This window comes from Polaromonas sp. P1_F4, assembly GCF_056405675.1.
On record NZ_JBFUBP010000011.1, the window covers coordinates 84,350 to 104,596 of the forward strand.

The window sequence follows — 20,247 nt, forward strand, 5'->3', positions numbered from 1 at the left end:
AGTCATCGACCATTTGTAAATAAATGTTACACAAATTATTCCCGCCGACAGGCAGACAGAAGTGGTCGTCGGCTGCTTGATGGAGCGCTGGTCAACAAGATGAGAAGAAGAGGCAAAGAAGGGGGAACAGCACTCATGGGGGTCTGTGCCAGCCGGCAGCGCCAGTACTTGCGAGGGCTGCGCCAGAAGCCTGCAGACGGCATGCCCAGGCCGTATTTGCTATCTTTTTGAGAGCTGCTTGCGCGCGTTCAGTGGGGATGGTGAGCCGTTTTAATGCTCAATCATGGCACCGACCCGTTCACCGGGGTTGCCCACGGGATCGCCGCCAACCGGGAGCCATCTAGCCGCAGCGAAACTGCCGACGCAGCAGAAAGCGCCGGTTAACGGCCTCAAAAACAGGCTGGAGTCAGCCAGGCCCCTCGCTAAAGACACGAGAAGGAGAGGACGACGCGCACCCGTCCCGGGGCCTCAGCTCAGGCTGTGCCCCATACCTCGCGTGCGGTTTCGACCACCAGGCGCAGCTTGTTGCGTTGCGCTTCCACGGCGATGTTGTTGCCGTGCACGGTGCTGCTGAAGCCGCACTGCGGTGACAGCGCGAGCTGCTCCAGCGGCGCGTATTTCGCGGCGTCTTCAATGCGGCGTTTCAGGTCGTCCTTGCTTTCCATTTCACCGAACTTGGTGGTGACCAGGCCCAGCACCACGGTCTTGCCCTTGGGCAGGTATCGCAGGGGTTTGAAGTCGCCGCTGCGGCTGTCGTCGTACTCGAGGAAATAGGCGTCCAGGTCCATCTCCTTGAGCAGCGCCTCGGCCACCGGCTCGTAGTTGCCGGCCGCGGCGTGGGTGCTCTTGAAGTTGCCGCGGCACAAATGCATGGCCAGCGTCATGCCGGCGGGCTTTTGCGCGACCACCTTGTTGATGAATTTGGCGTAGCGGTGCGGCAGCTCATTGGGGTCGTCGCCGCGCTGGCGCGCCGCCTCGCGCATTTTTTCGTCGCACAGGTAGGCCAGATTGGTGTCGTCCATCTGCACGTAGGTGCAACCGGCCGCGGCCAGGCTGCGCAACTCGTCGCCATAGGCTTTTGCCACGTCGTCGTAGAAAGCCGGGTCGAGTTCGGGATAGGCCTCCTTGCTGATGCCGGCGCGGCCGCCGCGAAAGTGCAGCATGGTGGGCGAGGGAATCGTGACCTTGGGCGTGTTGCCCGCACTGACCTGGCTTTTGAGGTACTGGAAGTCGGCGAGCTGGATGTCCTTGACGTGGCGCACCTTGTCGATCACCCGCATCACCGGCGGCGCCAGTTCCATGCTGCCGTCGGGCCGCTGGATGGTGACCGGGATGTCGGTCTTCACGCCGCCGATCTGCTCGAGGAAGTCGATGTGGAAGTAGGTACGGCGGAATTCGCCGTCGGTGATGCTTTTGAGGCCCACGTCTTCCTGGAACTTCACGATTTCGGTGATGGCCTGGTCTTCGACCTTGCGCAGTTGTTCGGGCGTGATCTGGCCCTTGGCTTTTTGCTCGCGGGCTTCCAGCAGGTACTGCGGGCGCAGAAAGCTGCCGACATGGTCATAACGGGCGGGTAGCTTGGCGGTCATGGGAAAGTCTCCATCGGTTGCAGGAACAAACCCCCATGGTATTCCAGCAAAATCTCCCCTCATTGAATACATAAACTCCGTATTTACCCTGAATTTCCCTATTTTTCTTGGATTTTTTGCAATTTATGTATACATTGAGTATCCATGAATGCCCAGAAATCGACTTTTCCCCTGAACGCTTGGTATGCCGCCGCCTATGACGTGGAGGTGGGCCGCACGCTGCTGGCGCGCACGATTTGCAAACAGAAGGTGGTGATGTTCCGCCGCACCGACGGCCAGGTCGCAGTACTGGAAGACGCCTGCTGGCACCGGCTGCTGCCGCTGTCCATGGGCACGCTGAACGGCGACGAGGTGACCTGCGGTTACCACGGCCTGGTCTATAACGCCCAAGGCCGCTGTACCCACATGCCCAGCCAGGAAACGCTGAACCCCTCGGCCTGCGTGCGTGCCTTCCCGGTGCTGGAAAAGCACCGCTTTGTCTGGATCTGGCCCGGCGACCCGGCCAAGGCCGACCCGGCGCTGGTGCCCGACATGCACTGGAACGACGACGCAGACTGGGCCGGCGACGGCAAGCTGATCACGGTGAAGTGCGACTACCGCCTGGTGGTGGACAACCTGATGGACCTGACCCACGAAACCTTTGTGCATGGCTCCAGCATCGGCCAGCGCGCGGTGGCCGAGGCACCCTTCGTAGCCACGCATGGCGACCGCACCGCCACCGTCACGCGCTGGATGGAAAACATCGACGCACCGCCTTTCTGGGCCGGGCAGATTGAGCACGCGCGCGGCTACAGGGGCAAAGTGGATCGCTGGCAAATCATCAAATTCGAAGCGCCCTGCACTGTGAACATCGACGTCGGCGTGGCCGAAGCCGGATCAGGCGCGCCACCCAAAGACGGCGAGCCGGGCGACCGCAGCAAGGGCGTCAATGGTTTTGTGCTGAACACGGTGACGCCAGAAACAGACGGCAGCTGCCACTACTTCTGGGCTTTCGCACGCAACTACTGCCTGGGTGAACAGCGCCTGACGCACCAGCTGCGCGAGGGCGTGGCCGGGATCTTCCGCGAGGACGAGCATGTGCTGGAAGCCCAGCAAATCGCCATCGATGAACACCCGGACCACCAGTTCTACAACCTCAACATCGATGCCGGTTCCATGTGGGCCCGGCGCCTGATCGACGGGCTGATCGCGCGGGAAAAACCACCGGCACCCGTCATCGCCATCCGCCGGGCCGCCTGAGGCGGAAATCACCTCCCATGCCAACCACAACAACCGCTATCAATTCAATAGCTGCTGGCGCCCATTCAGAAAGGGCTACAGGCCAAAATAGCCTTGAAAGCGCGCAGGTACGGGCGCAGCTGCAGCTTCGCGAGATGATCCTGGCCGGCGAGTTGCCCGGCGGCGCACGCATTGCCGAGCTGTCCATCGTTGAAAAACTCGGCTTCTCACGCACGCCGATCCGCGCGGCATTGATGCGGCTGGAGCAGGAAGGCCTGCTGGAATCGCTGCCCAACGGAGGCTACGCCGTGCGCACGTTTTCCGAACGCGATGTGTCCGAAGCAATCGAGTTGCGCGGCACCATCGAAGGGCTGTCGGCGCGGCTGGCCGCCGAGCGCGGCGCACCTACCGTGGTGCTGAACGAAGCCCGCGAATGCCTGAGCAAGATTGATGCTGTGCTCAGCCAGCCTGCGCTGGACGATGAGGCTTTCTCCTCCTACGTCGCGCTGAACGAGCGGTTTCATGAACTGCTGGGTGAAATGGCCGGTAGCAGCGTCATTGCCAAAGAACTCGAACGCGTGTTCAGCCTGCCGTTTGCGTCGCCTTCGGGTTTTGTGGTGGTGCAGGCCAATTCCCCGGGCGCGCGCGACATGCTGGTCGTGGCGCAAGACCAGCACCGCCAGGTGCTCGACGCCATTGAGCAGCGCGAGGGCTCGCGCGCCGAAGCGATCATGCGCGAGCACTCACGCCTGGCCCAACGCAACCTGCGCGCTGCCGTGGCCAGCCACAACCTGGACCAGATGCCCGGCGTGCGTCTAATTAGAAAAAAATGACCCCCCGAAGCGGCCTGCGGCCGCCTCCCCCCAAAGGGGGCGCCGCCTGTGGCCCGGCAAAGCCGGTTCCACGGCGGCCCTGAATTGAAGAGACCACGGAGAACTGAAGAATGAGAGCCAACGCTACCTGGACCGATGCAGTCATTGAGTCCTTCTGTGACCTCACGCCAACCGTGCGTGAATTCATCATTCGGCCCACAGGCAGTGCCCAAGGCGTGCAGCGCCACGAACCCGGCAGCCACCTGCAGGTGCAGCTGCTGGTGGACGGCAGGCCGCAACTTCGTTCCTACTCCCTGGTCGGCGAGACCGATGACCAAACGTATCGCATCGCGGTGAAGCGGCTCGATGACGGCCGCGGCGGTTCGCGCGCGATGTGGCAGCTGGCCGCCGGCGACCGGTTGCAGGTGAGCGGGCCGCGCAACCATTTCCCGCTGGACTTCAATGCCCCGGCTTACCTGCTCGTGGCCGGCGGCATCGGCATCACGCCGCTGGTTGGCATGGCCGAAGCGCTGGCCGCCCGCTGTGCGCAGTCGGGCCGGCCGCTGCGCATGCTGTATGGCACGCGCAGTGAATCTGAGCTGGCTTACGGCGAAACACTGCGGGCTTTCCTGGGCCAACGGCTGCATGCGGCCGTCGACGCGCGCATCGACTTTGCCGGCGAAATTGCGGCACTGCCGGCGGGCGCGCAAATGTACGTCTGCGGCCCGGTGCCCATGCTGGACGCTGCGCGCCATGCCTGGGAAGCTTCGGGCCGGCCGGCGGCCGACTTGCGCTATGAAACCTTCGGCAACAGCGGGCGCTTCGCACCGCAGGCTTTCCGGGTGCAGCTCCCCCGCCACGCGCTGGACATCACTGTGCCGGCCGACTGCAGCCTGCTGGATGCGCTGGAGCAGGCTGGGGTGCAGGCCGTCTTCGACTGCAAGCGCGGCGAATGCGGCCTGTGCACACTGGACGTGCTGGCGCTGGACGGCGAGATCGACCACCGCGACGTATTTTTGAGCGAGCACGAGAAACAGCAGAACACGCGGCTGTGCGCCTGTGTCTCACGGGTGGTGGGTTCGGTGACGCTGGACTCTTCCTACCGGCCCGACAGTTGATCTCTGAACCGGTCCACCATGGCGCGCCAGTGAAGTTCGCATACAGAACATTGGTACTTGTTGCGAACGCTCAGTAAACTAACGCCAGCATCCCGCCCTTATAAATTCAAAATCGACCACTGGAGACAAACCATGAAAAGACGCCTCTTTACCGCTGCAGCCCTTGCCGTCGCCAGCCTGGCTTCGGCTACTTCGGCACTGGCCCAGGACAACACCTTCAAGATCGGCCTGATCCTGCCGATGACGGGCCAGCAGGCCACTACCGGCCGGCAGATTGAAGCGGCCGTACGGCTTTACATGGCGCAGAACGGCGACAGCGTGGCGGGCAAGAAAATCCAGCTGATCGTGAAGGACGACACCTCACTGCCGGACACCACGCGCCGCCTGGCGCAGGAGCTGGTGGTCAACGACAAGGTCAACGTTCTGGCAGGCTTTGGCATCACGCCCTCGGCCCTGGCCACCGCGCCCATCGCGACACAGTCCAAAACACCCATGGTGGTAATGGCTGCGGCAACGTCCAGCATCACGCAGGCCTCGCCCTACATCGTGCGCAGCAGCTTCACGCTGCCGCAGGTCTCGGTCGCGCTGGCTGACTGGGCGCCCAAGAACGGCATCAAGACGGTGGTCACGCTGGTGTCTGACTACGGCCCCGGCATTGATGCCGAAAAATTCTTCAAGGACCGCCTGACCTTCAATGGCGGCCAGGTGACCGACGCGCTGCGCGTGCCGCTGCGCAATCCCGACTTCGCGCCCTTCCTGCAAAAAGTGCGGGATAACAAGCCTGATGCGCTCTTCGTCTTCGTGCCCTCCGGCGCGGGCGCGGCGGTGATGAAGCAGTTTCTTGAGCGCGGCCTGGACAAGGCCGGCATCCGCCTGATCGCCACCGGCGATGTGACGGACGACGACCAGCTCAACGACATGGGTGACGGCGCGATCGGCGTGGTGACCTCCCACCACTACTCGGCGGCGCACCCCTCGGCCATGAACAAAAAATTCGTGGAAGCCTTTGCCAAAGCCAACAAGGGCCTGCGCCCGAACTTCATGGCCGTGGGCGGCTATGACGGCATGCGGGTAATTTACGAGGCGCTCAAAACCAGCAAGGGCCAGGGTGGCGGCGACGCGCTGCTCGAAGCCATGAAGGGCCAGCTCTTTGAAAGCCCGCGCGGCAAGATCTTCATCGACGCACAGACGCGCGACATCGTGCAGGACGTCTATCTGCGCAAAGTCGAGAAGAAGGACGGGCAACTCTACAACGTGGAATTTGACGTGATCAAGGACGTGAAAGATCCCGGGAAGAATAAGTAACCCCCCGAAGCGCCGCTTCGCGTCGCCTCCCCCCTGCTGGGGCAACACCAGCGGCCCGGCGAAGCCGGTTCCGCGGTGTTCCTGGTAAAGACACATGCTCACTATTCTCTTCGACGGTATCGCTTACGGCATGCTGCTGTTCATCCTGGCGGTGGGCCTGGCGGTGACCATGGGCTTGATGAATTTCATCAACCTCGCGCATGGCGCCTTCGCCATGGCCGGCGGCTACATCACCGTGTTGCTGATGCAGCACTTCGGCGTGCCTTTTTTGCTGTGCCTGCCGCTTGCCTTCGCCGGCTCAGCGCTGCTGGGCGCTGTGCTGGAGCGCACGCTGTACCGGCCGCTGTACAACAAGCCGCACCTGGACCAGGTGCTGTTTTCGATCGGCCTGGTGTTCATGGCGGTGGCCAGCGTGGACTACTTCGTCGGCTCGACGCAGCAGATCGTGCAGCTGCCCCAATGGCTCAAGGGCCGCACCGAGATCGGCAGCGGCGCCTGGATGCTGGGCATGGGCCACTACCGGCTGTTCATCATTGCGGTGTGCGCCGCGCTCACGCTGGGCCTGCAATACGTGCTGACTCGCACGCGCTTCGGCAGCCGCTTGCGTGCCTCGGTGGACGACCAGCGCGTGGCGGCCGGCCTGGGCATCAACGTCAACATTGTGTTCCTCTCGACCTTCGCCGTCGGCTCGGGCCTGGCCGGCCTGGGCGGCGCGCTGGGCGCCGAAGTGCTGGGGCTGGACCCGAGCTTTCCGCTCAAGTTCATGATTTACTTCCTGATCGTGGTGGCCGTGGGCGGCACCACGTCGATCACCGGACCGCTGCTGGCCGCGCTGCTGCTGGGCATTGCCGACGTGGCGGGCAAGTACTACATCCCCAAGCTGGGGGCCTTCATCGTTTACAGCCTGATGATCGCGATCCTGATCTGGCGGCCGCAGGGCCTCTTTGTGCGCAAGGGCGGCAGATAAATGAACCCTCAAACGTCCCTGCTTAAAAACAGCCGCTGGAAGCTCTGGGAACCGGTGCTCTGGCTCGCCGCCTTCGCCGCGCCGGTGCTGATGCCCAGCCACGCGTCCATCATCAATGAGATCGCCATCGTCGCGCTCTTCGCGGTGTCGCTGGATCTGGTGCTGGGTTACACAGGCATCGTCTCGCTGGGCCATGCTGCTTTTTTCGGCATAGGCGGCTATGCCGCCGCGCTGTTCGCCAAGCTGGTCATGCCGGACCCGCTGGTGGGCCTGGCGGTGGGCATCGCCACCGCCACGCTGCTGGGTGCTGTGTGTTCACTCACCATCCAGCGAGGCAGCGACCTGACACGGCTTATGGTGACACTGGGCGTGGCGCTGATCCTGCTGGAGCTGGCCAACAAGCTTGACTGGCTGACCGGCGGCGCCGACGGCCTGCAGGGCGTGGTCATGGGCCCGCTGCTGGGCCGCTTCGAGTTTGACCTGTCGGGCCGCACCGCCGCCTATTACTCGCTGGCCGTGCTGCTCATTTTGTTTGTGCTGATGCGTCGCCTCGTGCATTCACCGCTGGGCGCGACACTCAAGGCGATACGCGACAACCGCCTGCGCGCCATGGCGATCGGTATTCCGGTCGCCTCCCGCCTGGCGGTGGTCTATACGGTGGCGGCGGGCGTGGCGGGTGCCGCCGGGGCGCTGCTGACGCAGACCACCGGTTTCGCTTCGCTGGACTTGTTTGAGTTCCACCGCTCCGCTGACGTGCTGCTGATCCTGGTGGTCGGCGGCGCGGGCTGGCTGTATGGGGGCGTGGCTGGGGCGATTGTGTTCAAGCTGATGCAGGACGCGCTGTCGTCCATCACGCCGCAGTACTGGACCTTCTGGATAGGCCTCTTCCTGGTGGTGCTGGTGCTGGTGGGGCGCGAGCGCCTGGTCCGGCCCTGGACATGGTTGCCCAAGCGCCAGCGCGGAGGCCAGCCATGAGCGCGACACCGAACAGCGACGCGGTACTGTCCGCGCAAGGGCTGGTGATGCGCTTCGGTGGCATTGCCGCCACCAACAACGTGAGCCTGAACCTGCAGCGCGGCGCGCGCCATGCGCTGATAGGCCCGAACGGCGCGGGCAAGACCACGCTGGTCAACCTGCTGACGGGCGTGCTGCAGCCGACGGAAGGCCGCATCCTCCTCGACGGCGAAGACATCACGCGGCTGGCGCCGCACCAGCGCGTCAAGCGCGGGATGGTGCGTACCTTCCAGATCAACCAGCTCTTCGATTCGCTCACACCGCTGGAAACGCTGGCACTGACCGTATCGCAACAAGCGGGGCTCGGCGCGAAATGGTGGCAGGCGCTGGGGCGCAACCAGCGCGTGGCCGAGCGCTGCGAACAGTTGCTGGAGCAGTTTCACCTGACCGGAGTGATGGATCAACCGACCCGCATGCTGGCCTACGGCAAGCGCCGCCTGCTGGAAATCGCCGTGGCGCTGGCCTGCGAGCCGCGTGTGCTGCTGCTCGACGAACCCGTGGCGGGTGTGCCGGCCGGCGAGCGCGAAGAACTGCTGCAGACCGTGGCCGCACTGCCCGCTGACGTGTCGGTACTGCTGATCGAGCACGACATGGACCTGGTGTTCAGCTTCGCCACCACCATGACGGTACTGGTCAACGGCACGCTGCTGACCGAGGGCACGCCTGAGGAAATCGCGGCCGACCCTCAGGTCAAGGCGGTCTATCTGGGCCATGGCGAAGAGGTGGCTCATGGTTGAACTCCTCAAGGTCGACAAACTGCGCGCCGGCTACGGCGAGGCAGTGGTGCTGCACGAGGTGTCGTTCGCACTGGGCGAGGGTCAGACGCTCGCGCTGCTGGGCCGCAACGGCACCGGCAAAACCACGCTGATCAACACACTGGCAGGCGCGACGCGGCAGCACGGCGGCACCATCTCGTTCGGGGCAGGCACATCCATGGTCGCGTTGCACCATTTGCCCTCGCACGAACGCGCGGCGGCCGGCATAGGCTGGGTGCCGCAGGAGCGCAATATCTTCAAGTCGCTGACGGTGCACGAGAACCTGACGGCGGTGGCGCGCCCGGGCAAATGGAACCCCGAGGGCGTGTACGCCATGTTCCCGCGCCTGGCCGAGCGCAAGGGCAACCTGGGCACGCAGCTGTCGGGAGGCGAGCAGCAGATGCTGGCGGTGGGCCGGGCGCTGGTACTCAACCCGAAGCTGCTGCTGCTTGACGAACCGCTGGAGGGCCTGGCGCCCATCATCGTGGAGGAGCTGCTGCGCGCCATACGCCGCATCACGCGCGAAGAGGGCCTGAGCGCCATCATCGTGGAGCAGCACCCCCAGGCCATTCTGGCGATTTCCGACAGCGCCGTGGTGCTGGACCGCGGCATGGTAGTCCACACCGGAACGGCCCAGGCGTTGCGCGAGCAGCCCGAGCGCCTGGACCATTTGCTGGGTGTTGCGCGCTGAGCGGCGGCAGGCCCGCCAACCTGCCCTTTTTTAATTTGCGCTTAAAGCGCTCAAATAACGGCTACGCGTCGCCATCATGAATGAGCTCCGGGGCAAAGCGGCTTTCTGTGCTGAAAAGTCAAAAGCAATACACCTTTTTGCGTAGATTCACTTACTAGGGTTTTCCCCTTCGACGGCCTACAATCGCAGACCTTACAAGAAATTGACGGTCGACCCGACCGTTTCCGCTGGAGACCTTGCTGATGCCGACACCCCCCACCGCGACGCCCAATAGCACTGAAGCCAATCGCGAAGAAAAACGCGCCGAATTGCGCCTCGCCGCACTTGAATACCACGAGTTTCCGACCCCGGGCAAGATCGCCATCGCGGCGACCAAACAGCTGACCAACCAGCGCGACCTGGCCCTGGCTTATTCGCCAGGCGTTGCCGCACCTTGCGAAGAAATTGTCAAGGACCCGAACAACGCCTTCAAGTACACCAGCCGCGGCAACCTTGTGGCCGTCGTGACCAACGGCACAGCCGTGCTGGGCCTGGGCGACATCGGCCCGCTGGCCTCCAAGCCGGTCATGGAAGGCAAGGGCGTGCTGTTCAAGAAGTTTGCCGGCGTGGACGTGTTCGACATTGAGATCGACGAAAAAGACCCGGCCAAACTGGTCGACATCATTGCTTCGCTGGAGCCGACCTTCGGCGCCATCAACCTTGAAGACATCAAGGCGCCCGACTGTTTTTATATCGAGCGTGAGCTGCGCAAGCGCATGAAGATCCCGGTCTTCCATGATGACCAGCACGGTACCGCCATCACCGTAGGTGCGGCCGTCCTGAATGCGCTCAAGGTTGTCGGCAAAGGCCCGGGCCAAGTCAAGCTCGTGACGTCCGGCGCGGGCGCGGCCGCCCTGGCTTGCCTGAACCTGTTGCTCAAACTGGGCATCCAGCGCGAAAACGTGTTCGTGACCGATCTGGCCGGCGTGGTCTATGAAGGCCGCACCGAGCTGATGGACGAAGACAAGATCCAGTTCGCGCAGAAGACCGATGCACGCACGCTTGCCGACGTCATCGCTGGCGCGGACATCTTCCTGGGCCTTTCCGCCGGTGGTGTGCTCAAGAAAGACATGGTTGCCAAAATGGCCGCCAAGCCCATCATCCTGGCGCTGGCCAATCCCAATCCCGAGATCACACCGGAGGACGTCCGGACTGTGCGTGACGACGCCATCATGGCAACCGGCCGCACCGACTACCCGAATCAGGTCAACAACGTCCTGTGCTTTCCCTACATCTTCCGCGGCGCACTGGATGCCGGAGCATCCACCATCACCATCGAGATGGAAATCGCGGCTGTACACGCCATAGCCGAGCTGGCACAGGCCGAGCAAAGTGAAGTCGTGGCAGCCGCCTACGTGGGTGAAAAGCTGGCGTTCGGGCCCGAATACCTGATTCCCAAGCCTTTCGATCCGCGCCTCATGATGAAGATCGCGCCCGCCGTCGCGCAGGCGGCGGCCGACAGCGGTGTGGCCCTGCGGCCCATTCAGGACATGAACGCTTACCGCGAGCGGCTGCAAAGCTTTGTCTACGCCTCGGGCACGGTGATGAAACCGATTTTCGCGGCCGCCAAGGCCGCAAGCCGCAAGCGTGTGGCCTATGCCGAGGGTGAGGAAGAACGCGTGCTGCGTGCCTGCCAGATCGTTGTGGACGAAGGACTCGCACGCCCGACACTGATTGGCCGACCCGCCATCATTGCCCAGCGCATCGAAAAATTCGGCCTGCGCCTGAAGGAGGAGCTCGACTACGACGTGGTCAATGTCGAGCAGGATCATCGCTACCGCGACTTCTGGCAAACCTATCACCGCCTCATGGAACGCCGCGGTGTGACGGTGCAGATCGCCAAAATCGAAATGCGCCGCCGCCTCACATTGATCGCCGGCATGTTGCTGCACAAAGGCGATGTAGACGGGCTGATTTGCGGCACCTGGGGCACGACGGCCCATCATCTGGACTATCTGGATCAGGTCATCGGCAAGCGCGAAGGCGTCAACACCTATGCCTGCATGAACGGCTTGTTGCTTCCGGGGCGCCAGGTGTTTCTGCTCGATACGCACGTCAACTGCGATCCGACTGCGGAGCAGCTCGCGGAGATCACCACCATGGCGGCCGAGGAAATGATGCGCTTTGGCATCAAACCGAAGGCGGCTCTGCTGTCGCATTCGAATTTTGGCTCTTCCAACCTGCCCAGCGCCCTGAAGATGCGCCGCACGCTGGAGTTGCTGCGCGAAAAAGCGCCATGGCTTGAGGTTGATGGGGAGATGCATGGCGACATGGCACTGGACGCCGATGCGCGCGCCCTCATCATGCCGAACAGCACCCTGACGGGTGAGGCCAACCTCCTGGTACTGCCCAATATTGATGCAGCGAACATTTCCTACAACCTGCTGAAAACAGCGGCAGGGGGCAATATCGCCATCGGCCCGGTTTTGCTGGGAGCAAACAAGCCCATGCACATCCTGACCGCCACGGCAACGGTGCGCCGTATTGTCAATATGACCGCACTGACGGTAGCGGATGCTAATGCGAGTCGATAAGCAAAAATTAGATAGCTAGCACTAACTTAGCGCATCAATGACCTCTCTCTTTACTGCCTAAATTTTCAGCATCCACTTGCGTTTTTTAGCCACATGCGGCAAACTACCTCTCTTGAAATTTAAGGGTTAACCCGAAAAATCGGTGGGTAACTCTGGATTCGAGAAAAGGTTTTTTTCATGTTGCGCAATGGGTGGGCGGCCAAAACGGCCATGTTGCTGGTTTTGGCAACCGGTCTGGCCGGGTCAATCCCCAGCATGGTGCAGGCAAAGGGCCCGGTTCCGATCGGGACCATAGCGACCGTCCAATTGCCCCCCCAGGGTCGCGACATGATGGTGCTGATCTACCAGGGCGGGCCTTTCAAGCATGAAAAGGACGGCGTGGTGTTTGGGAACCGGGAACGACTTCTACCGGCTCAACGTCGCGGTTACTACCGTGAATACACCGTCAGAACGCCCGGTGAGCGCAGCCGGGGAGCCCGGCGCATCGTTTGTGGTGGCTTGAAACCTGTCGCACCTGATGCCTGTTATTACACCGACGATCACTATGCGAGTTTTCGCAAAATCGTTCAATAAATTGAACTGTGATCGTTATTTTGAGTTTTTGACTTAAGAGAAAGAGTAGCGGAGATGGATACACCACTTCGTCGGGACAACGAAACGCCTTTGCGCAAGGACGGTGAAACGCCCTTGCGCGGCGTACGTCCCAATATCGTTCAATCCATACGGGCCTTCCGGGTGCAAGACCTGCAGGATGCCGCGACACATCTAAACCAGCATTTCCTGTACGCCAACCTGGGCAACGCCCAGAGCAAGCAGGACGTGCTGGACATGATTGCGGCGCAGTACACCTTTCCGGCGCATTTCGGCAAGAACTTCGACGCACTGTATGACTGCATGACGGACCTGGTCCACAAGTCAGGCCCGCAACCCGGCTTTATCGTCGTGCTTGAGCAAATTCCGGCCAACGCCAAATTTGACAAGGAAGCGCGCGAGCAGTTGCTCGACATCTTCCGGGATGCCTCTGATTACTGGGCGGATCGCAAGATACCGTTCAGATGTTTCTATTCTTTTCTGTAGCCCGCTCCCCAGACATTGGCCAAGGGGATCGGGCGAATGAGGCCCAGCAAGCAACCGCGGAAGGCGAAGAAGTCATGCCAACCGACAAATTGGTAGACGTGTCGCCACTGGCGTTGCGCATGAGCAGCCCGTTTAATGCGGGTTACTGGCTGGCAGCTGCCTGAAAAAGGCGCGCTGTCCGGTTCACGAAAGGCCCGCTTGTTGCGGGCTTTTTTTCGCCAGACCGGGAGTTAAAGACAATGGCCGCATCCGACAACACCGCGCCACGACTTAAAACATGTAGTAAAGAATGCGGTGAAAATATTTGCTGATATCAATCGGGATGCGCACCAGCATCAGCTGAAGACGCGCGATGCCGGACAATCGCGGTCGAACCCGATGGCCGATTTGCGTGTCGGTTCCCGCCTGGCGGACCGGATAGGGCAACAAGGCATAGGTATTGATACCGTGTAAATGCCTCGCCTCCATAAAGTCGTCAACGGCCATGTAAAACCGCGCTGATCGCCGTATCAACTCCGTGGCCTCTCGCGGTCCCAGCACATAAGCCGCCGCGCCGGAAGGGTCACCCCAGTACTTTGCGTACGATGTGCCGCTGATGAATTTGTGTCGTTTCTCAAAAACGCCTGCGAGCCTGACCATGGGATACGGTGCCAATTCAAGCTTGGCGAGCAACGCTGTACTTAGCGCGGAAATTAATACGTCATCTTCCAGCACCAGGCATTTTTCGCCTTGGGCCTGCACTGCTCTCCATGCATCCCGATGCGCCAGAAAACAGCCGACCTCCCCAAGCGACATGCCGTAACCATAGCGAGTCAAACGCATGCTTTCGCTATAGCCGACCTCGGCCAGTCGTCCTGGATCAACCCGCACACCATCAATCAGGCTATAGCGCAACCCTAGCGCCATCATTTGCCTGTCAATGCTTGCTCGCCTGGTGGTCGCCTCGGGAAGTGAGATGACAAATATCTTCATATCAGGTGTACCGAACCGCTAATTGTGCAGTTGCGCTACGCTCTGCGCCAGGGCCACATACTCGGTCACCGCGACTTCTTCAGCGCGCCGCTGGACATCAAACCGTCCGCTAAAACCGTGGCTGTCCAGCCACTTTCCCAAGGTGTGACGCAGCAGCTTGCGGCGCTGACTAAAAGCGACCTGCACCAGCTCACTCAGGAGTTTGACGTCCAGCGTCACAGGCGCCGCATGCGGCACCATGCGCACCACGGCACTGTCGACCCGCGGCGGTGGATCAAAACTGTGCGGCGGCACGAACAGCACGTTTTCCATCGCGTAGCGCCACTGCAGCATCACGCTGAGCCGGCCGTAATCGCTGGTAGCTGGCACCGCCACCATCCGGTCTATCACTTCTTTTTGCAACATGAAGTGCTGGTCTTCTATGACCTCCACGGCATCCAGCAAATGAAACAGGATGGGTGTAGAAATGTTATAGGGGAGATTGCCGACCACCCGAAGTTTTTGCCCTTCGACGCAGGCTGTTCGCGCCAGCTGGCGGACATCCACTTTCAACACGTCGGACTCAACCACGGCAAGCTGGGGATGCAGCCGCAACTGACGGGCAAGATCGCGGTCCAGCTCAATGACCGTCAAGTGCCCCACCCGTTCAACCAAGGGTTGGGTCAGCGCAGCCAGCCCAGGCCCGATCTCCACCATGGCCTGCCCGGGACGTGGAGCAATCGCCTGCACAATCCCCTCAATGATGCCTTGGTCGGTGAGGAAATGCTGGCCAAAACGCTTGCGCGGAATATGTTTCACATTGAGGGCGACCTAAAGCCGCCAGACTGGCATACAAACAAGGCTGCCGTTTTTGGAGAAGTCACCCGGAAAGTTGACGCGCCCACGCAGCGCGAATGGAGCCTGAAGGAAGGCCTGAGGCGACCTTCACAGCTGCGGAGCGTCACGGTACTCCACATAGGCGCGGCCCCGAATCTCCTGAATCCACAGTGCATAGGCTTCGTTTTGCTTTTTCTCGCGCAGCACACCGCGCGCCATCTCCCGCTGTTCACGTTGCGATAGCTGGGTCTCGCGGCGTTCAAGTACCTGAATAAGATGGACGCCAAAACGGGATACCAAGGGATCCGAGACCTGATTGGGTGCCAGCCCGTTCATGACTTTCTCGAACTCAGGCACAAACATGCCGGTGCTTGCCCAGCCGAGGTCACCGCCTTCCTTTGCGGAGGCATCGTCGCTGTTCTCACGTGCGAGTGCCGCGAAATCAGCCTGCCCGGCCTGGATGCGTCTTTTAAAACCCGCCAGCTTCTCCACCGCGGCGGCTTCACTGAGCTGTGGCGTCAACCGGAGCAGGATATGCCTGGCATGGGTTTGTGCCACCATCATGCCGGGCATGCCGCCTTGCCGTTTTTCGATGACTTTGAGGATGTGAAATCCCGCCCCGCTTCGAACCGGCCCCGCGAGACCTCCCGCCTGCAATTTGCTTGTCGCCTCAACAAAGAGATCAGGATAGCGGTCTGCAGTCCGCAGCCCCATCAGGCCACCTGAAGCGCGCGTAGGAGACGCTGAAACTTCGGCGGCCAGTGCCGTGAAGTCGGCACCGTTGCGGGCACGGTCCATCACCTGCTGGGCCTTGGCCTGCAGTGCTGCGACTTGATCGGGCGTGGCATTTTCCGGCACGGCCACCAGAATTTCCGCGAGGTTGAGAGCCAGCGAAGACGATGGGGTGCCGCCATCCTGATCACGCAGAAATTGGTCGACTTCCTGCTCCGTAACCGTCGCACGCGCCTCCAGTTCTCGCTGGCGCAGGCGGCTGACCAAAAGCTCGTCCCTCAATTCCGAGCGGAATTGGGCATAGTCAATCCTGTCTGCCTTCAGGCGGTTGCGCAGCTCGTCGACCGTGATCTGGTTTTGGCTGGCGACGGTCTGGACCGCAGCTTCGACGGCATTGTCATCGACCCGCAGACCCGAATTGCGCGCCATTTGCAGCTGCGCCTTGTCGCTGATCAGGCGTTCCAGAATTTGTCCGACCAGCTCACTGCGCGACGGCACTGTCGCGCCCATCTGAAGCATTTGTTGCTCGGTCCGAATCAACTTGCTTCGAACCTCGTTGTTGGTAATGGGTTCGGAGTTGACCACGGCAACAATGAAGTCAGCCTGCCGCTGCGCGCTTCCTTGCGCCGACGCAGTCCGGGAGCCCGTGGCCGCGTCGGGCAGGCGCAATGTACCGGATGGCCGCAACCCCTGCGCCTGAGCACCCACCATCAGCACAATCGTCAATGCCAAGACCGTTGTGGCGGCTTGAGTGGAGTTCAAAAAGAATCTTGGGACGGCGCGGTTATTAGTCATAAGTAGTAAAGCGGCTTGGCGTGCTGGTATTCTCACGCAGATATTGGTAACGTGGAACATTCGACTTCAGGGTTTCCAGGGGGTTGGAGCCGAGGCGCGAAAACCCCACAAGTTCAAGCTGAAACAGGATTTTGGTATCCGAGCTTCCGGTCCCGGTTTGAGAGCGCTGCAGAACCACGCGCCCTATCCAGCAGCAACCATCGTATTCAACACCGATGATCGAGTCGACCAGTTTTTTGTCCAGCACGCTGTAATTCAGGCGCCCAACGGCATAGTAGCGGCCGCCTCCCTGGCCCTGCCCAGCGCCCAGATCTTTTCCCTTGTCGCCCCATAAATCATTGATGGGCCACTGCCAGCCCACGTCAATTTGTTCACTGACATTGCGCTGGCGCCGGAATGCGGCGCTGATAACACGGTAATTGCTGGGGTTGTAACGCACACCGATCGACGTCCGCTCGGACTGCCTGGTTTTCGGGTTGTACTGGACTGTGCTGTCGAAAGACCACTGCGGCACCCAATTGACGGACGCACCAACCAGCAAGTCGCTGATGCGATCAGTGACCGGCAGCGCCCCCGGCAAGGTCACTTTCTGATCCTCGAATCGCAGGCGCTGAGCAATGCCGACGCGCACGGCTTCTGCGCCGGTCGCAGGATCCAGCAGGCGCGAGGTAACGCCCAAGGTCAACAAGTTGGCGTCTGAAATGCGGTCATTGCCGACAAATGCGTTTTCGGTGAAGACCGTGGCAAAGTTGAAGTCGTTGGACCCTGAGTCGTAGTTGGGCAGCAGGCTCTGGTCACGATAGGGCGTGCGCACATAAAAGGCGCGCGGTTCCAGCGTCTGGGTAAAGTTCCGGCCCAGGAACCCGGCGTTACGCTCAAACTGCACGCCGCTGTCCAGGCTGAACGTAGGCACCACACGTGACGCCGTTGTTGCGCCGTTGGGCAGCGCCGAATCAAATTTGTAACTCGTGGCATGCAGCTGCACTTTGGGGGTAATGTACCCCGCAGGCAGCAGCCAGGGGCGGCTCAGTTGCAGCCGCGTGAACGCCCGATCACTGTTGGGCTGGTTGGTCAGCTGGCGGTTCGCGGAAAAACGGGTGAAGTCCCCCTCCACCGACCAGTCAAAGCCTTTGCCCAATCCCACCACGGGCGCGTCCACACGGGTGTATGCCGCTGCAAACTGGGGCAGACGGTCGTAGGGTGGGACGATGGGCGAAGTGACATCCTGCAAGGTCTGCCACTTGAGCGTTCGCACGGACGAAGAAAAGAATCCACGATTCCACGACAAACTCGCATCTTGGGACAGAAGGCGCTGGGTCGTCGCGCCCTTGAGAGTCGGGAAGTCGCGCCAATAATCGTTGTCGCTCACCCGGTTCAGATTGAGGTTGATGCCCAGGTCGCCGACGGATGACAGGCCGCTGCTGATGGCACCCGCGTGCTGATAACTGTAGGACCAGCGGTCGCGGTTGCGCAATTTGTCGCCGGGAAGAAAATTTCCTCGCAGCTCGCCCGTGTACTTTGGCTCCAGGTAACGAAATTCGCCAGCGAAGTCTATCCCGCGTTTGGTCAGGATTCCCGGTGAAAAAGTCGCGTCCCGATTGGGCGCAATATCAAAGTAATAGGGCTGCCGATACTCAAAACCGTTCACCGAACCCATGCCGACCGTGGGCGGCAAAAGGCCCGACTTGCGCTTGTCGCTCAATGGAAAACTCACCCGGGGGAAGCCCAAAATGGGTACATCCTTGAAACGCACAACCGCCCCGTTGGCAACACCCACCTCTCGCTCCAGGTCGAACTCGAAGCTCCTGGCGCTCAATACCCACGAGGGCTCCCAACTGGCCTCGTCATTGCGCTCGCAGGTGGTATAGCTCGCGCGCTGTGCTGTCAGGTTATTTTCATCAATGAAATCGACCCGTTCCGCCTGTCCGTTGCCCCCATTACTGAGGAAACGGTAAGTCGGCGTGGTGAAAAAACCTTCAAACCGGTCCAGCTTGATCTCAAGCTCGGGACCCTCAAACCTGTTGCCCGCCCGGTTGATGCGAACATTGCCGCGGCTTTTAAGCTGGTCTTCAGGCTGGTAGTACTCAATGCGGTCCGCGCGGATGGCGGTAGACCCGCGGCGCAATTCCGCATTGCCGTCAATCACGGTTTCAAGATCGGGGCGGCCGGAAATCCGGTCGCCAAAAACAAATGTGGGGCCCTTGTCCTGGGGATCGCTGGAAACCTGCTCGGCCAGCTGGGGCGAAGACTTGAGTTTCGGGGTGTCGCCTGCGGGCCGGTCCGCGGGGGGGACGGCGGAAGCGGCCTGAAAAGGAGCAGGTGACGCAGCCGGAGTTTGGGCGAACGCCGTCCCGGCACCGGTCATCCCCAGTGCTGCGCAAACCACCAGCGTGGAGACAGCTTGAGCTATCGGGGAAAGAATAAAGGGCGAAGGGGATGCGCGGCGCATCGTTTATGTGAGATAAACCCGTTTGTAAAATCAGGCCTGATTATCCATGACCCTCCACCCCGTCCCCACAATGTCGAACCAGCGCCCAATTGCAGGGCTGGCAGGGACTCCAGAAACATGACCACTCCTTCCATTGCCTGGGCCGACCCGGCACGTGCCATGGCCTTCGAAGCCTGGCTGACTGCCGCTGCCCCCCAGCACAATCTGCGGGTCGACACCATCAGGCCGGCATCAGCTGACGCAAGTTTTCGCCGCTACTTCCGGGTGGACGCCGCAACAGGCGATGGCAGTTACATCGTCATGGACGCACCACCTGCGCAGGAAGATTGCAAACCTTTCGTCAAGGTCGCCGGCCTGATGAGCGGCGCCGGCTTGATTGCCCCGCGCGTACTGGCCTGGGATGAACCAATGGGCTTCATGCTGCTAAGCGACCTGGGTGCGCAGACCATGATGGAAGCAATTAGACCGCCCGCCGAGGTTGACGCTATCGCCAGCCCCACTCCGGCGCACTACGACCTGTATGTAGATGCGGTGGAGGCCTTGGTGCGCTGGCAACTCGCCTCCAAGCCCGGTGTGCTTCCGCCCTACGATGATGCACTCCTGTCGCGTGAGCTATCACTCTTTCCAGACTGGTATGTCGCCAAACATCGCAGCCTGGCGCTGGACACTGGCCTTCAGGACAAGCTGAACGTCATCTTCGAACAGATCAAGGCCAGCAACCTGAATTCGCTGGATGGCGCACGGGTGTTTGTGCACCGCGACTTCATGCCCCGCAATCTGATAGCCCCCACGCTTGTCGCTTCGCGTACTACGCTGCCCCCTCAAGGGGCTAATTTTCCTAGGGGCGGCCCGTCGGAAAATTTCACGGCCCCTCAGCGCGGCGCGACAGGCCTTGGCGTGCTGGACTTTCAGGACGCGGTCTACGGCCCCATCACCTACGACATCGCCAGCCTGATGCGCGACGCCTTCCTGAGCTGGGAAGAAGATTTCGTACTGGACATCACCGTGCGCTATTGGCAAAAAGCCCGCAAGGCCGGCCTGCCGGTCGGTGACGATTTTGGCGAGTTTTACCGGGCCGTGGAATGGATGGGCCTGCAGCGCCACCTCAAGATTCTGGGCATCTTTGCGCGCCTCACGCTGCGTGACGGCAAGCCCAAATACCTGGCCGACACGCCCCGCTTCATCAAATACGCCCGCAACACCGCTGCGCGCTACCGGCAGCTCGGGCCGCTGATGGTGCTGCTCGACGAGATTGAGGGCAATGAAACCCGTGTGGGCTACACCTTCTGATGCACCATCAGGCCATAGCCCCCGCTGGTTCTGCGCAAGCAGCTATTATTTTTATAGCATTCACAGCAAGCACC

General features: G+C 61.4%; 17 protein-coding genes. 12 read left to right on the forward strand and 5 right to left on the reverse strand.

Features of this window, described 5'->3' with window-relative positions:
• Positions 1 to 473 precede the first annotated feature (473 nt).
• Complete coding sequence (locus AC1DYQ_RS19530; RefSeq protein WP_457281944.1) at positions 474 to 1,589, reverse strand: 5-methyltetrahydropteroyltriglutamate--homocysteine S-methyltransferase; 1,116 nt, start codon at positions 1,587 to 1,589, stop codon at positions 474 to 476.
• Between the two features lie 144 nt (positions 1,590 to 1,733).
• Here AC1DYQ_RS19530 and AC1DYQ_RS19535 point away from each other — a divergent pair, with 144 nt between their 5' ends.
• The 11 genes from AC1DYQ_RS19535 to AC1DYQ_RS19585 all read left to right on the forward strand — a co-directional run bounded on the left by AC1DYQ_RS19535 (position 1,734) and on the right by AC1DYQ_RS19585 (position 13,119).
• The gene (locus tag AC1DYQ_RS19535) at positions 1,734 to 2,828 is read left to right on the forward strand and encodes an aromatic ring-hydroxylating dioxygenase subunit alpha (RefSeq protein WP_477688183.1); all 1,095 of its coding nucleotides are present in this window, start codon (positions 1,734 to 1,736) and stop codon (positions 2,826 to 2,828) included.
• Positions 2,829 to 2,845: 17 nt separating this feature from the next.
• The gene (locus AC1DYQ_RS19540) at positions 2,846 to 3,640 is read left to right on the forward strand and encodes a GntR family transcriptional regulator (RefSeq protein ID WP_477688184.1); all 795 of its coding nucleotides are present in this window, start codon (positions 2,846 to 2,848) and stop codon (positions 3,638 to 3,640) included.
• A gap of 110 nt (positions 3,641 to 3,750) precedes the next feature.
• Complete coding sequence (locus AC1DYQ_RS19545; RefSeq protein ID WP_477688185.1) at positions 3,751 to 4,737, forward strand: PDR/VanB family oxidoreductase; 987 nt, start codon at positions 3,751 to 3,753, stop codon at positions 4,735 to 4,737.
• A 132-nt stretch (positions 4,738 to 4,869) separates the two neighbouring features.
• Positions 4,870 to 6,042 carry an ABC transporter substrate-binding protein gene (locus AC1DYQ_RS19550; RefSeq protein WP_477651321.1) on the forward strand — a complete coding sequence of 391 codons (1,173 nt, stop codon included), beginning with the start codon at positions 4,870 to 4,872 and terminating at the stop codon, positions 6,040 to 6,042.
• Positions 6,043 to 6,136: 94 nt separating this feature from the next.
• Positions 6,137 to 7,009, forward strand: coding sequence for a branched-chain amino acid ABC transporter permease (locus tag AC1DYQ_RS19555; protein WP_477688186.1), 873 nt, complete (start codon positions 6,137 to 6,139; stop codon positions 7,007 to 7,009).
• Complete coding sequence (locus AC1DYQ_RS19560) at positions 7,010 to 7,984, forward strand: branched-chain amino acid ABC transporter permease (protein WP_477688187.1); 975 nt, start codon at positions 7,010 to 7,012, stop codon at positions 7,982 to 7,984.
• Positions 7,981 to 8,760: an ABC transporter ATP-binding protein gene (locus AC1DYQ_RS19565; RefSeq protein WP_477688188.1), complete on the forward strand. Its 780-nt coding sequence runs from the start codon at positions 7,981 to 7,983 to the stop codon at positions 8,758 to 8,760. Before AC1DYQ_RS19560 ends, AC1DYQ_RS19565 begins: the two co-directional genes overlap by 4 nt.
• Positions 8,753 to 9,469 (forward strand): ABC transporter ATP-binding protein, encoded by a 717-nt coding sequence (locus tag AC1DYQ_RS19570; protein WP_477688189.1) that lies wholly within the window; start codon positions 8,753 to 8,755, stop codon positions 9,467 to 9,469. The genes AC1DYQ_RS19565 and AC1DYQ_RS19570 overlap by 8 nt, the downstream gene beginning before the upstream one ends.
• Positions 9,470 to 9,711: 242 nt before the next feature.
• Positions 9,712 to 12,042 (forward strand): NADP-dependent malic enzyme, encoded by a 2,331-nt coding sequence (locus AC1DYQ_RS19575; RefSeq protein WP_457281935.1) that lies wholly within the window; start codon positions 9,712 to 9,714, stop codon positions 12,040 to 12,042.
• Between the two features lie 177 nt (positions 12,043 to 12,219).
• Entirely contained in the window at positions 12,220 to 12,615 is a 396-nt protein-coding gene (locus AC1DYQ_RS19580) for a guanyl-specific ribonuclease (RefSeq protein ID WP_477688190.1), read from the forward strand.
• Positions 12,616 to 12,669: 54 nt separating this feature from the next.
• Complete coding sequence (locus AC1DYQ_RS19585) at positions 12,670 to 13,119, forward strand: barstar family protein (RefSeq protein ID WP_348050784.1); 450 nt, start codon at positions 12,670 to 12,672, stop codon at positions 13,117 to 13,119.
• Positions 13,120 to 13,389: 270 nt separating this feature from the next.
• Here the strand turns inward: AC1DYQ_RS19585 and AC1DYQ_RS19590 are convergent, their stop codons facing one another.
• The 4 genes from AC1DYQ_RS19590 to AC1DYQ_RS19605 all read right to left on the reverse strand — a co-directional run bounded on the left by AC1DYQ_RS19590 (position 13,390) and on the right by AC1DYQ_RS19605 (position 18,883).
• Positions 13,390 to 14,091 carry a glycosyltransferase family 25 protein gene (locus AC1DYQ_RS19590; protein ID WP_477688191.1) on the reverse strand — a complete coding sequence of 234 codons (702 nt, stop codon included), beginning with the start codon at positions 14,089 to 14,091 and terminating at the stop codon, positions 13,390 to 13,392.
• Between the two features lie 18 nt (positions 14,092 to 14,109).
• The gene (gene rsmA, locus AC1DYQ_RS19595; protein ID WP_477688192.1) at positions 14,110 to 14,889 is read right to left on the reverse strand and encodes a 16S rRNA (adenine(1518)-N(6)/adenine(1519)-N(6))-dimethyltransferase RsmA; all 780 of its coding nucleotides are present in this window, start codon (positions 14,887 to 14,889) and stop codon (positions 14,110 to 14,112) included.
• A gap of 126 nt (positions 14,890 to 15,015) precedes the next feature.
• Positions 15,016 to 16,434: a peptidylprolyl isomerase gene (locus tag AC1DYQ_RS19600; protein WP_477688193.1), complete on the reverse strand. Its 1,419-nt coding sequence runs from the start codon at positions 16,432 to 16,434 to the stop codon at positions 15,016 to 15,018.
• Positions 16,427 to 18,883: an LPS-assembly protein LptD gene (locus AC1DYQ_RS19605; protein ID WP_477688194.1), complete on the reverse strand. Its 2,457-nt coding sequence runs from the start codon at positions 18,881 to 18,883 to the stop codon at positions 16,427 to 16,429. Before AC1DYQ_RS19605 ends, AC1DYQ_RS19600 begins: the two co-directional genes overlap by 8 nt.
• Positions 18,884 to 19,000: 117 nt before the next feature.
• Between AC1DYQ_RS19605 and AC1DYQ_RS19610 the strand changes: the two genes are divergently transcribed.
• Positions 19,001 to 20,173, forward strand: coding sequence for an aminoglycoside phosphotransferase family protein (locus AC1DYQ_RS19610; RefSeq protein ID WP_477688195.1), 1,173 nt, complete (start codon positions 19,001 to 19,003; stop codon positions 20,171 to 20,173).
• The last annotated feature ends 74 nt before the right edge of the window (positions 20,174 to 20,247 follow it).